Origin of the sequence: Streptomyces europaeiscabiei (assembly GCF_001550375.1) — a bacterium.
Lineage (GTDB): Bacteria > Actinomycetota > Actinomycetes > Streptomycetales > Streptomycetaceae > Streptomyces > Streptomyces europaeiscabiei.
The window spans coordinates 1-14815 of record NZ_LRTR01000371.1; the positions used below are offsets into that span (position 1 = coordinate 1).

The window sequence follows — 14815 nt, forward strand, 5'->3', positions numbered from 1 at the left end:
CGCCGAGCCCGCCCCCAGCCTCCACGCCAGCGCCGCGGTGAACGCGTCCCCGGCCCCCGTGGTGTCCACGGCCTCCACCTGTACGGCCGGCACCCGCGCACTGCCCTCGGCGTCAGCGACCAGCGCGCCCTCCGCGCCCAGCGTGACGACCACGGACCGCGGCCCCAGCGCCAGCAGCGCCCGCGCCCAGTCCTCCGGCGAACCCGCCAGCTCACCCCCGACGATGACCTGCGCCTCGTGCTCGTTGACGATCAGCGGATCACAGACGGCCAGCACCTCGGCGGGCAACTCCCGCGGCGGCGACGGGTTCAGCACGAAACGCGCCCCCTCCGGCAGCCGCCGCACGACCTCCACCACCGTCTCCAACGGGATCTCCAACTGCGCCGAGACCACCCGCGAGGCCCGCAGCAGCGCGTCCGCCGCCCGCACGTCCTCGGGAGTCAGTTTCCCGTTGGCGCCCGGCGACACCACGATGCTGTTGTCGCCCGACGGGTCCACCGTGATCAGCGCGACCCCGGTGGGCGCCCCGCCGACCAGCACCCCCGCCGTGTCGACCCCGGCCGCGCGCTGCGAGTCGAGGAGCAGCCGCCCGTTGCCGTCGTCACCGACCCGCGCCAGCAGCGCCGTACGCGCCCCGAGCCGGGCCGCCGCCACCGCCTGGTTGGCACCCTTGCCGCCCGGATGCACCGCCAGGTCGGAGCCGAGAACGGTCTCACCGGCCCCCGGCCGCCGCTCGACACCGATCACCAGGTCGGCGTTGGCCGATCCCACGACCAGGAGGTCGTAGTCGTACATGATCCATCTCCCTGTGCAGGTGGATTGGGGCCGCCCGACGGCCGGTCGCGCCGACGGGCGGAACGATCGAAGCACTCGGCAGAACCGAAGCACTCGGCAGAACCGAAGCACTCGGCAGAACCGAAGCACCCGGCAGAACCGAAGCACCCGGAAAGACCGAAGTAACCGGAAAACCCGACGTGTGCGGCAGAACCGAAGCGCCCGGAAAGACCGAAGCGGCCGGACGGGTCTTGACGCTCCCGTCCGGCCACCGCATCGTCTCAGCCGCTGAACTCGGCCACGTTCTGCGACGTGACCACCTTCACCGGCACCATCACCGACTTCGCGACCTTCTTGCCCTCGGCGGCCTTCACCGCGTTGCGCACCGCGATCCTGCCGAGTTCCGCGGGCTGCTGCGCGACCGACGCGTACAGCGTGCCCCCCTCGACGGCCTTCAGACCGTCGGCGGTGCCGTCGAAGCCGATGACCTGGACGGACTTGCCGGCCTTGGAGCCGAGCGCCTTGATCGCGCCGAGGGCCATCTCGTCGTTCTCGGCGAAGACGCCGTCGACGCCGGAGTTGGCCTGCAGGAGGTTCGTCATCACGTCGAGGCCCTTGGTGCGGTCCCAGTCGGCGGGCTGCTTGGCGAGGACCTTGATGCCCGGGTAGGCCTTCAGACCCTCGGCGAAGCCGGCGCCGCGCTCCCGGCTGGCGGAGGTGCCCGCCTGGCCCTGGAGGATGACGATCTCGCCCTTGCCGCCCAGCTTCTCGGCGAGCGACTTGGCGGCCAGCTTGCCGCCGCTGACGTTGTCGGAGGCGACGAGCGCGGCCGTGTTCGCGCCGTTGACCGCGCGGTCGACGGCCACCAGCGGGATGTCCGCCTTGTTCACGGCCTTCGCCGCCGGGGTCACCGCGTCGGAGTCCACCGGGTTGACGATGATGGTGCCGATGCCCTCGCTGGTGAAGTTCTGCAGCTGGTTGGCCTGTTGCGAGGCGTCGTTCTGCGCGTCGGTGACGGACAGGTCCACGCCCAGCTTCTTCGCCTCGTCCTGCGCACCGGCCCGGATCTGCACGAAGAACGGGTTGTTGAGCGTCGACAGCGACAGCCCGATCTTCTCGCTCTTCGCCGCCGACGAGCCGCTGTGCAGGAAGGAGGTCGCGCCCACGACGGCCGCCGCGACCACCGCCGCCAGCACGTACGTCACCGCCTGCTTCCGCCGGTCCCCTGACCCGCCGGCACCGGCCGCCACCGGGGTCGCCCCGGCCTTCCGGCGCACGGTGTCGAGGAGCACCGCCAGTGCGATCACCACACCGATGACGACCTGCTGCCAGAACGCGGACACCGACAGCAGGTTCAGCCCGTTGCGCAGCACCGCCAGGATCAGCGCGCCGATCAGCGTCCCCGACGCCTTGCCCGTACCGCCGGCCAGCGAGGCGCCGCCGATGACGACCGCCGCGATCGCGTCCAGCTCGTAGCCCTGCGCGGCCTGCGGCTGCGCGGAGGAGAGCCGGGAGGCGAGCACGATGCCCGCGGCGGCGGCGAAGAGCCCGGACAGGGCGTAGATGACGAGCTTCTGCCGCTTCACCCGCAGCCCCGACAGCCGGGCCGCCTCCTCGTTGCCGCCGATCGCGTACATGGCACGCCCGATGTACGTACGCCCGAGGATCACGGCGGTCACGACACCCAGCACGACCATCACCAGCACCGGTACCGGCAGCCAGCCGCCCAGGTTGTCACCCAGGTGCGACACCGACTCCGGGAACGCGATCGGGCTGCCCTGCGAGATCACCAGCGACAGACCGCGCCCCACCGACAGCATGGCGAGCGTCGCGATGAACGGCGGCAGCTTCCCGTACGAGATGAGGAAGCCGTTGACGAGACCGCACGCGATACCGGTGCCGATCGCGAGGATCACGGCTATCCAGACCGGTACGCCCTCCGAGGTGGCGCTCCAGGCGAGGACGGTGGCCGACAGGGCGGCCACCGAACCGACCGACAGGTCGATGCCCGCCGAGACGATCACGAAGGTCACACCGAACGCCAGGATGGCGGTGACGGCGGCCTGGACGCCGATGTTGAGCAGGTTGTCGGTCGTCAGGAAGTCGCCGGAGAGCACCGACATCGCGACGACGAGGACGATGAGCGCGGTCAGCGCGCCGTTGTCGAGCAGGAGCCGTCGAAGCCCCGAGGCGTCACGCGCGCCCGTCGTGCTCTTGAGCGTGTCAGCGGCCACGGGGGGCCTCCTTGTCGTTCTCGGTGTTCTCGGTGTTCTCGGTCGTGAGGATGTGGGGGGTGGAGACGGCGAGCGCCATCACGGCGTCCTGGGTGGCCTCGGCGGAGGTCAGTTCGCCCGCGATCCGCCCTTGGGCCATGACCAGCACCCGGTCGCTCATGCCGAGCACCTCGGGCAGGTCACTGGAGATCATCAGTACGGCGGCACCGGCGGCCGTCAGCTCGTTGATCAGCTCGTAGATCTCGACCTTCGCGCCGACGTCGATCCCGCGCGTCGGCTCGTCGAGGATCAGCACCCTGGTGTCCGCGAGCAGCCACTTGCCGATGACGACCTTCTGCTGGTTGCCACCGGAGAGGGTGCGGACGTGCTGGTACAGCCCGGCCATCCGGACCCCGAGCCGCTCGGCGACCCGGGCGGCGTTCTCCCGCTGCCCCCTGAGATCGACGAACCCGCCCCTGGTGGCGCCCCGCAGGGTCACCAGGCCGAGGTTCTCCTCGACGGACGCGTCCAGCAGCAGCCCCTGGCCCTTGCGGTCCTCGGGCACGAGCCCGATCCCGGCCGTCATCGCCGCGTTGACGTCGTCCTTGGGAACCCGGGCCCCGTCGACCCTCACGGCCCCCTTGTCGTACGGATCGGCGCCGAACACGGCCCGCACGACCTCCGTACGCCCGGCGCCCACGAGCCCCGCGATGCCGACGACCTCACCGGCCCGCACCTCGAAGCTCACATCGTGGAACACCCCGTCCCGAGTGAGCCCTTCGACGACGAGCAACGCCTCCCCGGAGTCGGAGTCGGAGTCGGAGTCGGAGTCGGCGGTGCCCTGCTGCCGCGGATACTGCTGCTCGATCGACCGGCCGACCATGAGCCGTACGAGCTCGTCCTGGGGCGTGCTCGCGGGCACCTGCCCGACACTCTTCCCGTCCCGGATGACGGTGACCCGATCCCCGAGAGCGGCGATCTCCTCCAGGTGATGCGTGATGAAGACGACGCCCACCCCGTCCTCGCGCAGCCGCCGCACGATCGAGAAGAGCTTCTCGACCTCCTCGGTCGTCAGCACGGCGGTCGGCTCATCCATGATCAGCACGCGGGCGTTCAGGCTCAGCGCCTTCGCGATCTCGACCATCTGGAGCCGCGCGATCCCGAGTTCGCGCACACGCGCGCGTGGAGACACGTTCACGCCGACCCGCTCCAGCAGTTCGGCGGCCTCGGCCTCCATCCGCTTCCGGTCGATCATCCCGAAACGACGCGGCTGCCGCCCCAGGAAGATGTTCTCGGCGACCGTCAGATCCGGGACGAGGTTGAACTCCTGGTAGATGGTGGCGATCCCGAGCCGCTCGGAGTCCTGCGCACCATGGATGCGCACCTCCTCGCCACCGGCGAGGATCCGCCCCGCGTCGGGCGTGTAGGCGCCGGAGAGCATCTTGATCAGCGTGCTCTTGCCCGCGCCGTTCTCACCGAGCAGGACATGCACCTCGCCCCGGCGCAGAGCGAAGTCGACGCCGTCCAGCGCGACCACTCCGGGGAAGGTTTTCCGTATGCCTTCGATGCGCAGCAACTCGTCCGGGTCGCTCACGACGTGCTCCTGTTCGTTACGGGTGACTCCGCGGGGAATCCGGCGGGGGAATCGGTGGGGGAACCGGCGGTGGATTCGCCGCACGAGAGGCGTACGACGAGGTGGGCGGGGAGGGTGACGGACCGCGGGGGCCGCCCCTCGATGCGGTCGACCAGGGCGCGCACGGCGGCCCGCCCCAGCTCACCCGTCGGCTGGGCGACCGCCGTGATCGGCGGATCGGTGTGCACGAACCACGGGATGTCGTCGAACGCGGCAAGGCCGAGGTCCTCCGGAACCCGCATCCCACGCGCGCGGACGGCGTCCAGCGCCCCGAGCGCCATCAGGTTGTCGGCCGCGAACACGACCTCGGGCGGCTCGGCCAGGTCGAGGAACCCCTCGGTCACCCGCCGCCCGCTCTCGGCCTGGAAGTCGCCCTGCCCGATGTAGGCGTCCGGCAGCGGCAGCCCGTGCTCGGCGAGGGCCTCCCGGAACGCCTCGACACGCTCCCGGCCGGTCGTGGTCGCGGCCGGACCGGCGATGATCGCCAGCCGCCGGTGCCCGAGCCCGTACAGATGCGCGACGAGATCCCGTACGGCGCCCCGCCCGTCCGACCGCACCACCGGTACGTCGACCCCCGGAATCCACCGGTCCACGAACACCATCGGCGTCCCGGCCCGCACGGCGTCCAGCATCAGCGGGGAGCCACCGTCGGTGGGGGAGACGAGCAGCCCGTCGATCCGCCGGTCGAGCAGGTTCCGTACGTGGTGATCCTGCAGCTCGGGCCGCTCATCGGCGTTCCCGATGATCACGCTGTACCCGAGCGCCCGCGCCGCCTCCTCCACGGACCGTGCCAGCTCCGTGAAGTAGGGGTTCATCACATCGCTGATCACCAGCCCCAGGGTGTGGGTCTGGTCCGTGCGCAACGACCGGGCGACGGCGTTCGGCCGGTACCCCAACGTCTCGACAGCGGCCAGCACGCGCGCGCGGGCGTCCGCGCTGACCGACGGATGGTCATTCAGAACCCGCGACACCGTGGCGACGGACACCCCCGCCTCGGCCGCGACGTCCTTGATACCGGCCACCGCCGCCCCACCTCCTTGTGGAATCGATTACATCGATGCGTTCAGGGAGGATTGGAATCGATTACACGGGTGCGGGGCAAGAGGGCGACCTTGGCTGAAATCCAATCGTGACCGAGGGGCGTGAGGGCCCGTGAGGGGCACCGGAGGCGACGGCGTACCCACAGCAGGCTCATGCTCCTTACGGCGCTACGGCGCTACGGCGCTACGGCGCTACGGCGCTGCGGCGCTGCCTGCCGAGATGGCCATGAATATGAAGCCGCGCCGCCGGAAGCGGTAAGAGATCCGGCCCGGCCGCACATCTCCCGGTTGACGGCCCATTGACGGACGGAACCATGGAGGTGCTGTGAAACGACGACGAACAACTGCCAGGGAGTGCGAAGGCCCGGCCGGACACAGGGTCCTGGAGGCTCTCTACACGGCTCATGCCGACCGGGTCCTGGCGTATCTGTCGCACCGCACGGACCGGGAGACAGCGCAGGACATCCTGTCGGAGACCTTCGTGCTGGCCTGGCGCAAGTCCGGGTCCGTACCCGACGACGCCCTGCCGTGGCTGCTCGCCTCGGCCAGGCGGCTGCTCGCCAACCGGGTGCGGTCCGACCAGCGGCACCGCGCACTGACCGAGCGCATGGCGGCCATGGCCGACCGGACGACGGAGACCGCGGAGATCGGGGAGGCGATAGGGACGCGTGCCGAGGTGTTCGCCGCGATGTCGGCCCTTTCCGAGCAGGACCGGGAAGTGCTCGTGCTGAGCGCCTGGTACGGCCTGTCGGCCAAACAGGCGGCGGTGGTCGCGGGCTGCACCGCCACGGCCTTCGCCGTGCGCCTGCACCGGGCCCGCAAGCGGTTCAGGGCGGCGCTGGCCCGCGCCGAGCACGCGCCGCCGGCCCACGGTGCCCTTTCCCACCCTCACTTCACCCAACGGGAGTCAGCATGAAGCAGACCGCCACCAAGATGAGCCAGGCGCCCGACCTCGCCGTCATCCGCGCCCTGCGCACCGATGACGACGCCACCGACGGCTGGGCGGCCTCCGCCGAAGGCCAGGCCGTACTGAGGGAGACCCTGCGACGCACCGAGCAGCGGCCCGCCCCGGCCGGTTCCGGGAGGCGCCGGCACCTGTTCATGGTGGGTGCGGTCACGGCCGCGCTCCTCGGGGGCGCCACCACGGCTGCCGTGGCCACGCTCGGGCCGTGGGGCGAGGGCGGGCACAAGATCATGTGCGCCCGCACGCTGTCGCCCGAGGCGGACCTGAGTCAACTGTCGACGAAGGACAGGAAGGATTTCGATCCGCAGGACGCGGCGCGTTCCTGCGCGGCGGCCTGGGGCCGGTTGTGGAACCACTCCGCAGAGGGCACGGTGCCGCAGACGCCCAAGCCGGCCCGGTTCGCGGCCTGTTACCACCCGATCGCACAGCCCGACGACGGCGAGTCCGCGGCCGCCGACGACCCTGGGGCACTCGGAGGGCCGGTGATCTACCCTGCGGACGGCTACCCCACGAAGGAGGCCGCCTGCGCGGCCATCGGCTCCAGGCCCGTGCCGAACGGCTGAGACGGACCGGGGGCGTCCGACGCGGACCGTTTCGCAGGGGCTCCTACGCCGCTGCCAGCCCGCACCACACACATACATCGTGCCTGGCGGTTGGCCGACACGCGCCAGGAACGCGGGATCACTCAGGCCCAGGTGGCCGAGCACATGGGCGTGACCAAGGGAAGGGTCTCGCAGATCGAGAGCGGCCAGGTCTGCGGAACGGATGTCGTGGCGAGGTACGTCGAGGCTCTGGGCGGAAATCTCGTCATGGTGGCGGTCTTCGGCGACGGTGAACTGCGCAAGGTCGGGTAGGCGCCGACGGTTCCGGCCGGCTACTCCCGAGGTTTGGGCCCCGCTCCGCCCACCCCGCCCGTCAGACCCTGACGGTACCGTCGGATCATGGCTCAACAGGTGGGGAACCTCCCGGGTGAACGACAGCTCGCCGTACTCGAAGGCGTGCTCGAACGCATCACGTACGCCAACGAGGACAACGGCTACACGGTCGCGCGCGTGGACACCGGCAGGGGCGGCGGCGACCTCCTCACCGTCGTCGGCGCCCTCCTCGGTGCCCAGGCCGGTGAGTCCCTGCGCATGGAGGGCCGTTGGGGCTCGCACCCGCAGTACGGGAAACAGTTCACGGTCGAGAACTACACGACGGTCCTCCCGGCCACGATCCAGGGCATCCGCCGGTACCTCGGCTCGGGCCTGGTCAAGGGCATCGGCCCGGTCTTCGCCGACCGCATCACCCAGCACTTCGGCCTGGACACCCTCCAGATCATCGAGGAGGAGCCGAAGCGCCTCATCGAGGTCCCCGGCCTCGGCCCCAAGCGCACCAAGAAGATCGCGGAAGCCTGGGAGGAACAGAAGGCGATCAAGGAGGTCATGCTCTTCCTCCAGACGGTCGAGGTGTCCACGTCGATCGCGGTCCGCATCTACAAGAAGTACGGCGACGCCTCGATCGGGGTCGTGAAGAACCAGCCGTACCGACTGGCGTCCGATGTCTGGGGCATCGGCTTCCTCACCGCCGACAAGATCGCCCAGTCCGTCGGCATCCCCCACGACAGCCCGGAGCGCGTCAAGGCGGGCCTGCAGTACGCCCTTTCGCAGGCCACCGACCAGGGCAACTGCTACCTCCCGGAGGAGCGCCTGATCGCCGACGCGGTCAAACTCCTCCAGGTCGACACGGGCCTGGTCATCGAGTGCCTGGCCGAACTCGCCCTGCCGGACGAGGATTCCGGCGACCCCGGCGTCGTACGGGAGAAGGTCCCCGGCCAGAACGGCGAGCACGACGACCCGGTCACCGCGATCTATCTCGTCCCCTTCCACCGTGCCGAACTCTCCCTCTCCGCCCAGTTGTTGCGCCTCCTGCGCACCGGCGAGGACCGTATGCCCGGCTTCCACGACGTGGCCTGGGACAAGGCGCTGGCCTGGCTGAGGGGGCGTACGGGCACGGAGCTGGCCCCCGAGCAGGAGGCGGCCGTACGCCTCGCGCTGACCAAGAAGGTGGCCGTCCTGACCGGCGGTCCCGGCTGCGGCAAGTCCTTCACCGTCCGCTCGATCGTCGAACTGGCCCGCGCCAGGAAGGCGAAGGTCGTGCTGGCCGCCCCCACCGGCCGTGCCGCCAAGCGCCTCGCCGAGCTGACCGGCGCCGAAGCCTCCACCGTCCACCGCCTGCTGGAGCTGAAGCCCGGCGGCGACGCGGCGTACGACAAGGACCGCCCCCTGGACGCCGACCTGGTGGTCGTCGACGAGGCCTCGATGCTGGACCTCCTGCTGGCCAACAAGCTGGTGAAGGCGGTGCCTCCGGGGGCGCATCTGCTCTTCGTGGGCGACGTCGACCAACTCCCCAGCGTCGGCGCCGGCGAGGTCCTCCGCGACCTCCTGGCCGACGGCAGCCCGATTCCTGCCGTCCGGCTCACCAAGGTCTTCCGTCAGGCCCAGCAGTCCGGCGTGGTGTCCAACGCGCACCGGATCAACTCCGGGCACCATCCGGTCACCGACGGCATGACGGACTTCTTCCTCTTCGTCGAGGACGACACGGAGGAGGCAGGTCGGCTCACGGTGGACGTGGCGGCCCGTCGCATTCCGGCCAGGTTCGGGCTCGACCCGCGACGCGACGTGCAGGTCCTGGCGCCGATGCACCGGGGCCCGGCGGGCGCCGGCAACCTCAACGGGCTGCTCCAGCAGGCCATCACCCCCGCCCGCCCCGACCTGCCCGAGAAGCGGTTCGGCGGCCGGGTCTTCCGCGTCGGCGACAAGGTCACCCAGATTCGCAACAACTACGAGAAGGGCGAGAACGGCGTCTTCAACGGCACCGTCGGCGTCGTCACCGCGCTGGACCCGGTCGACCAGCGGCTGACGGTCCTGACGGACGAGGACGAGGAGGTGCCGTACGAGTTCGACGAACTGGACGAGCTGGCGCACGCCTACGCGGTGACGATCCACCGGTCCCAGGGCAGCGAGTACCCGGCCGTGGTGATCCCGGTCACCACCGGCGCCTGGATGATGCTCCAGCGCAACCTTTTGTATACGGCGGTGACCAGGGCGAAGAAGCTCGTCGTCCTTGTCGGCTCCCGCAAGGCGATCGGCCAGGCGGTCCGCACGGTGTCGGCGGGCCGCAGGTGCACGGCCCTCGACTTCCGGCTCGCACCACGGGTTTTGTAGCTGTGGGCTCTCTTCGGGGGAACCTCTCGTGCCGTTCGAGCGACTCGTGAGTGAAATTTGATCGATCAAACGAGTCGTAAAGGTCACACAGCCCTTCCAGATGTCGGACGGAGGGGGCAGGATGAGCAAGTTGGCGGCACTCAGTGCCGCCGATGCGCCCGATGGTCGACCCCGAGTGCACTCTCCTGAGCCAATTGGGGGATGGTAGAGACAGTCAGGGCACCTCAAGGATGAGGCACTACGTCGGTGAGGGATGACGTGAGCGACAACTCTGTAGTACTGCGGTACGGCGACGGCGAGTACACCTACCCGGTGATCGACAGCACCGTCGGCGACAAGGGCTTCGACATCGGGAAGCTCCGGGCCCAGACCGGTCTGGTCACCCTGGACAGCGGCTACGGCAACACCGCTGCCTATAAATCCGCCGTCACCTATCTCGACGGCGAGCAGGGCATCCTTCGGTACCGCGGCTATCCGATCGAGCAGCTGGCTGAGCGCTCCACCTTCCTTGAGGTGGCGTACCTGCTGATCAACGGCGAGCTTCCGACCGTCGACGAGCTCGCCACCTTCCAGGGCGAGATCACGCAGCACACGCTGCTGCACGAGGACGTCAAGAACTTCTACCGGGGCTTCCCGCGCGACGCGCACCCGATGGCGATGCTGTCCTCCGTGGTCAGCGCCCTGTCGACGTTCTACCAGGACAGCCACAACCCGTTCGACGAGCGGCAGCGGAACCTCTCCACGATCCGCCTGCTCGCCAAGCTGCCGACCATCGCGGCGTACGCGTACAAGAAGTCGATCGGTCACCCGTTCGTCTATCCGCGCAACGACCTCGGTTACGTCGAGAACTTCCTGCGCATGACCTTCTCGGTCCCGGCCCAGGAGTACGACCTCGACCCGGTCGTCGTCTCCGCGCTCGACAAGCTGCTGATCCTGCACGCGGACCACGAGCAGAACTGTTCGACCTCCACGGTCCGTCTGGTCGGCTCGTCGCAGGCGAACATGTTCGCCTCGATCTCCGCCGGCATCTCCGCGCTCTGGGGTCCGCTGCACGGCGGCGCCAACCAGTCCGTCCTGGAGATGCTGGAGGGCATCAAGCAGAACGGCGGCGACGTCGACTCCTTCATCCGCAAGGTGAAGAACAAGGAGGACGGCGTCCGCCTGATGGGCTTCGGCCACCGGGTGTACAAGTCCTTCGACCCGCGCGCCAAGATCATCAAGGCTGCCGCGCACGACGTCCTCTCGGCTCTCGGCAAGTCCGACGAGCTGCTGGACATCGCGCTGAAGCTGGAGGAGCACGCGCTCTCCGACGAGTACTTCGTCTCGCGCAACCTCTACCCGAACGTGGACTTCTACACGGGTCTGATCTACCGCGCCATGGGCTTCCCGACCGAGATGTTCACGGTCCTCTTCGCCCTGGGCCGCCTCCCGGGCTGGATCGCCCAGTGGCACGAGATGATCAAGGAGCCCGGCTCCCGCATCGGCCGCCCGCGCCAGATCTACACGGGCGTGGTCGAGCGCGACTTCGTCCCGGTAGAGGCCCGCTGACCCCTGCGCGCCGAGCACTCGCAGCCAAGGGGCCCGTACGGAGAACCATCCGTACGGGCCCCTTGGCTTTGCCCCACTGAGCCCACTGCGCCCCACTGAGCCCACTGCGCCCCATTGGGCCCACTGCTTTGTCGCACCACGGAAGAGGGCGCCCTACGGCGAGTGAGCCGAAGGGGCGCGCCGGTGTCGAGAGGCCGAACGCGCGGAGGCCCGAAGGGTCGAGCACGATCGGCCTCTCGACACCGGCAACAGGCGCCCCGGAGGCGAACCGAGCCCCAAAAAAATAAGAGAAGGCGCCCTGCAACGCTGGTCCCCCCACGGGCCGGCGAGCAGGGCGCCTTCCCATGTCCCGGTGCGGATTCCCCCCACGGGATCCGGCCGGGCGTCTGGTGGACCAGCGCCTGAATCGCTGAGCAGAACGAGCAGAACTCGTCCTACTTGTATCTCTCTGTTGTGCGGCGGTGTGCGGTCTGCCGGGACGCGTACGGTACGGGAGGGCCGCTCAAAGCTCCCCGGTGCACGTGCCCCGGCAACGCAATTCCGGGAACGTCCCCCAAGACATCCCCAGATGTCAGTCACGCCCCCCAAGACGCTTCTGACATCGCCAACTTAGACTCACGAACCCCTTCGGTGGTTACGTTCACACCACTGTGATCTGCGTCTCTTGCCGTATGTCCTGAAGATACGCAAGAGACACGAATCGGTGATCGAGGCCCCAGCGTAAGGATGATGCGCGAGCCTTGTGAAGAGCTTATGTGAGGCTGCTTCCGGACTCTAGAGGGACTTTTGCCCGGCGGTCACGAAAATGTCCTGAGTCGCAAGCTGTTCGTTACCACGAAAACGGACGAAAAGGCCATAGTCGCCCCCGCGATCATCGGGTTGAGCAGCCCGGCGGCGGCCAGCGGCAGCGCCGCCAGGTTGTATCCGAAGGCCCAGGCCAGATTGCCCTTGATGGTGGACAGGGTCCGCCGCGACAGCCGGATGGCGTCGGCGGCCACCCGCAGGTCCCCGCGGACGAGCGTCAGGTCGCCCGCCTCGATCGCCGCGTCCGTCCCCGTGCCCATGGCGAGCCCCAGGTCGGCCGTGGCCAGTGCGGCCGCGTCGTTGACCCCGTCCCCGACCATCGCGACCGTGCGGCCCTCGCTCTGGAGCCGGCGTACGACGTCGACCTTGTCCTGCGGCAGCACCTCGGCGATCACGTGCTCGGGGGAGATGCCGACCGCGGCGGCCACGGACCGGGCCACCCGCTCGTTGTCCCCGGTCAGCAGCACCGGTGTGAGCCCGAGCGCCCGCAGCCGCCGTACGGCCTCGGCGCTGGTCTCCTTGATCGCGTCGGCGACCGTGACGACACCGAGTGCCACTCCGTCGCGGGTGACCACCACCGCCGTGTGTCCTTCGCCCTCGGCGGCCTGCTTGGCGCTGTTCAGGGCCTCGGGGAGCGGTCCTTCGAGGATCCGGCCCACCTGGATGCCGTAGCCCTCCACGCGGCCGCGTACGCCCTTTCCGGGCAGGTTCTCGAAGCCCTCGACGGGCGGCAGTGCGCCCACCCGGTCCTCGGCGCCCGCGGCGATCGCCCGGCCCACCGGGTGTTCGGAGGCGTGTTCGACGGCGCCCGCGAGGCGCAGTACGTCATCCTCGGTGACGTCGTCGGGGGCGTCCTCGGCGGCGTACACCTTCTGGAGCGTCATCCGGCCGGTGGTGACGGTGCCGGTCTTGTCCAGGACGACGGTGTCGACGCGGCGGGTGGACTCCAGGACCTCGGGGCCCTTGATCAGGATGCCGAGCTGGGCGCCACGGCCGGTGCCGACCATCAGGGCGGTCGGGGTGGCGAGGCCGAGCGCGCACGGGCAGGCGATGATCAGCACCGCGACGGCCGCCGTGAAGGCGGCGGTGGTGTCGTCCGTGAGGCCGAGCCAGGCGCCGAAGGTGGCGACCGCGATCAGGATGACGACGGGGACGAACACCGCCGAGATCCGGTCGGCGAGCCGCTGCACCTCCGCCTTGCCGTTCTGCGCGTCCTCCACCAGTCGCGCGATCCGGGCCAGCTGGGTGTCCGCGCCGATCCGGGTCGCCTCGACGACCAGCCGGCCCCCGGCGTTCACGGTCGCACCCGTGACGGCGTCCCCGGCCGTCACGTCCACCGGCACCGACTCGCCGGTCAGCATGGACGCGTCGACGGCGGAGGTGCCCTCGACGACGGTCCCGTCGGTGGCGAACTTCTCCCCGGGGCGTACGACGAAACGGTCGCCGACGGTGAGCCGTCCCACCGGGATCCGCACCTCGCGCCCCTGGCGGAGCACCGAGACGTCCTTGGCGCCCAGCCTCAGCAGCGCCTTGAGCGCGGCGCCCGCGCGACGCTTGGAGCGGGCCTCCAGATAGCGGCCGAGCAGGATGAACGCCACGACCCCGGCGGCCACTTCGAGGTAGATCGTCGACGAGCCCGAGGTGCGCGAGACGGTGAACTCGAAGCCGTGCCGCATGCCCGGCATACCGGCGTGCCCCCAGAAGAGGGCCCACAGGGACCAGCCGAAGGCGGCGAGCGTGCCCACCGAGACGAGCGTGTCCATCGTGGCCGCGCCGTGCCGGAGGTTGGTGAACGCGGCCCGGTGGAAGGGCAGCCCGCCCCATACGACGACCGGCGCGGCGAGCGTCAGCGAGAGCCACTGCCAGTTGTCGAACTGCAGGGCGGGCACCATGGACATGAGGATCACGGGGACCGCGAGCAGGACCGAGACGGTGAGGCGCTGCCGCAGGGAAACGAGTTCGGGGTCGGTCCCGTCCTCTGTCGCCGGGTCCGCGGCGGCCTCCGGGGGAGCCGGGGGCGGTGGCTCCTCGGCCGTGTAGCCCGTCTTCACCACGGTGGCGATCAGGTCGGCGACCGTCACCCCTGCGGGGTAGCTGACCTTCGCCTTCTCCGTCGCGTAGTTCACCGAGGCGGTGACCCCGTCCAGGCGGTTGAGCTTCTTCTCGACGCGGGCCGCGCAGGAGGCGCAGGTCATCCCGCCGATGGTCAGCTCGACCTCATGGACGGGCGCGCCGGTCGGGGCTGCCGTGGTGGTGGTCGTCATGTCCGTGCCCGTGACGTCCGTGCCCGTGCCCGGCCTCAGGCCCTGCCGACCAGCTCGAAGCCCGCCTCGTCGACGGCGGCGCGTACGGCCTCCTCGTCGAGCGGGGCGGCCGAGACCACGGTGACCTCACCGGTGGAGGCGACGGCCTTCACGGAGGAGACGCCGGCGAGCTCGGTGATCTCGCCCGAGACGGCGCCTTCGCAGTGTCCGCAGCTCATCCCGCTCACCTTGTAGACGGCGGTGACGGAGCCCTGGGTGTCGGTCTCGACGGTCATGTCGTTACTCCTCGTCGGGGTGTGTGGGTCCGAGTAACCCTTCAGAGCATCCACCTTATACCCCCTAGGGGTATGAATCCAAGAGAGGTCGGGC

11 protein-coding genes are annotated in these 14815 nt (G+C 69.9%); 5 read left to right on the forward strand and 6 right to left on the reverse strand.

Annotated elements, in window-relative coordinates; translation table 11 throughout:
- From AWZ10_RS17595 to AWZ10_RS17610, 4 genes are all read right to left on the reverse strand, one after another.
- Nucleotides 1-795, reverse strand: a 795-nt coding sequence (locus AWZ10_RS17595; RefSeq protein WP_060891532.1) for a ribokinase, incomplete at its 3' end; no start/stop codon positions are given.
- A gap of 260 nt (nt 796-1055) precedes the next feature.
- Nucleotides 1056-3008 carry an ABC transporter permease/substrate-binding protein gene (locus AWZ10_RS17600; RefSeq protein WP_046708210.1) on the reverse strand — a complete coding sequence of 651 codons (1953 nt, stop codon included), beginning with the start codon at nt 3006-3008 and terminating at the stop codon, nt 1056-1058.
- Nucleotides 2998-4581, reverse strand: coding sequence for a sugar ABC transporter ATP-binding protein (locus AWZ10_RS17605; RefSeq protein ID WP_060891533.1), 1584 nt, complete (start codon nt 4579-4581; stop codon nt 2998-3000). The genes AWZ10_RS17600 and AWZ10_RS17605 overlap by 11 nt, the downstream gene beginning before the upstream one ends.
- A complete protein-coding gene (locus AWZ10_RS17610) occupies nt 4578-5642 on the reverse strand; it encodes a LacI family DNA-binding transcriptional regulator (protein WP_046708208.1) in 1065 nt (354 codons plus the stop codon). Before AWZ10_RS17610 ends, AWZ10_RS17605 begins: the two co-directional genes overlap by 4 nt.
- Nucleotides 5643-5985: 343 nt before the next feature.
- Here AWZ10_RS17610 and AWZ10_RS17615 point away from each other — a divergent pair, with 343 nt between their 5' ends.
- From AWZ10_RS17615 to AWZ10_RS17635, 5 genes are all read left to right on the forward strand, one after another.
- Entirely contained in the window at nt 5986-6576 is a 591-nt protein-coding gene (locus tag AWZ10_RS17615; protein ID WP_046708207.1) for an RNA polymerase sigma factor, read from the forward strand.
- On the forward strand, nt 6573-7187 hold the full coding sequence (locus AWZ10_RS17620; protein WP_060891534.1) for a hypothetical protein: 615 nt from the start codon (nt 6573-6575) through the stop codon (nt 7185-7187). Before AWZ10_RS17615 ends, AWZ10_RS17620 begins: the two co-directional genes overlap by 4 nt.
- A gap of 90 nt (nt 7188-7277) precedes the next feature.
- Nucleotides 7278-7478, forward strand: a complete 201-nt coding sequence (locus AWZ10_RS17625; protein WP_244172511.1) for a helix-turn-helix domain-containing protein — start codon at nt 7278-7280, stop codon at nt 7476-7478.
- A gap of 87 nt (nt 7479-7565) precedes the next feature.
- A complete protein-coding gene (gene recD2, locus AWZ10_RS17630) occupies nt 7566-9830 on the forward strand; it encodes an SF1B family DNA helicase RecD2 (protein ID WP_046708205.1) in 2265 nt (754 codons plus the stop codon).
- Nucleotides 9831-10088: 258 nt separating this feature from the next.
- The gene (locus AWZ10_RS17635) at nt 10089-11378 is read left to right on the forward strand and encodes a citrate synthase (protein WP_037703262.1); all 1290 of its coding nucleotides are present in this window, start codon (nt 10089-10091) and stop codon (nt 11376-11378) included.
- 797 nt (nt 11379-12175) lie between these two features.
- Here AWZ10_RS17635 and AWZ10_RS17640 read toward each other — a convergent pair.
- Together AWZ10_RS17640 and AWZ10_RS17645 are read right to left on the reverse strand one after the other, a co-directional pair.
- Nucleotides 12176-14446: a heavy metal translocating P-type ATPase gene (locus AWZ10_RS17640; protein ID WP_060891535.1), complete on the reverse strand. Its 2271-nt coding sequence runs from the start codon at nt 14444-14446 to the stop codon at nt 12176-12178.
- Nucleotides 14447-14481: 35 nt separating this feature from the next.
- Nucleotides 14482-14721 carry a heavy-metal-associated domain-containing protein gene (locus AWZ10_RS17645; protein ID WP_060891536.1) on the reverse strand — a complete coding sequence of 80 codons (240 nt, stop codon included), beginning with the start codon at nt 14719-14721 and terminating at the stop codon, nt 14482-14484.
- Between the last annotated feature and the right edge of the window lie 94 nt (nt 14722-14815).

Bases quoted from the DNA above. Each gene is read 5' to 3' on its own strand.
- AWZ10_RS17620 (WP_060891534.1), top strand. From the start codon at position 6,573: ATGAAGCAGACCGCCACCAAGATGAGCCAGGCGCCCGACCTCGCCGTC.
- recD2 (WP_046708205.1), top strand. From the start codon at position 7,566: ATGGCTCAACAGGTGGGGAACCTCCCGGGTGAACGACAGCTCGCCGTA.
- AWZ10_RS17645 (WP_060891536.1), bottom strand. From the start codon at position 14,721: ATGACCGTCGAGACCGACACCCAGGGCTCCGTCACCGCCGTCTACAAG.
- AWZ10_RS17640 (WP_060891535.1), bottom strand. From the start codon at position 14,446: ATGACGACCACCACCACGGCAGCCCCGACCGGCGCGCCCGTCCATGAG.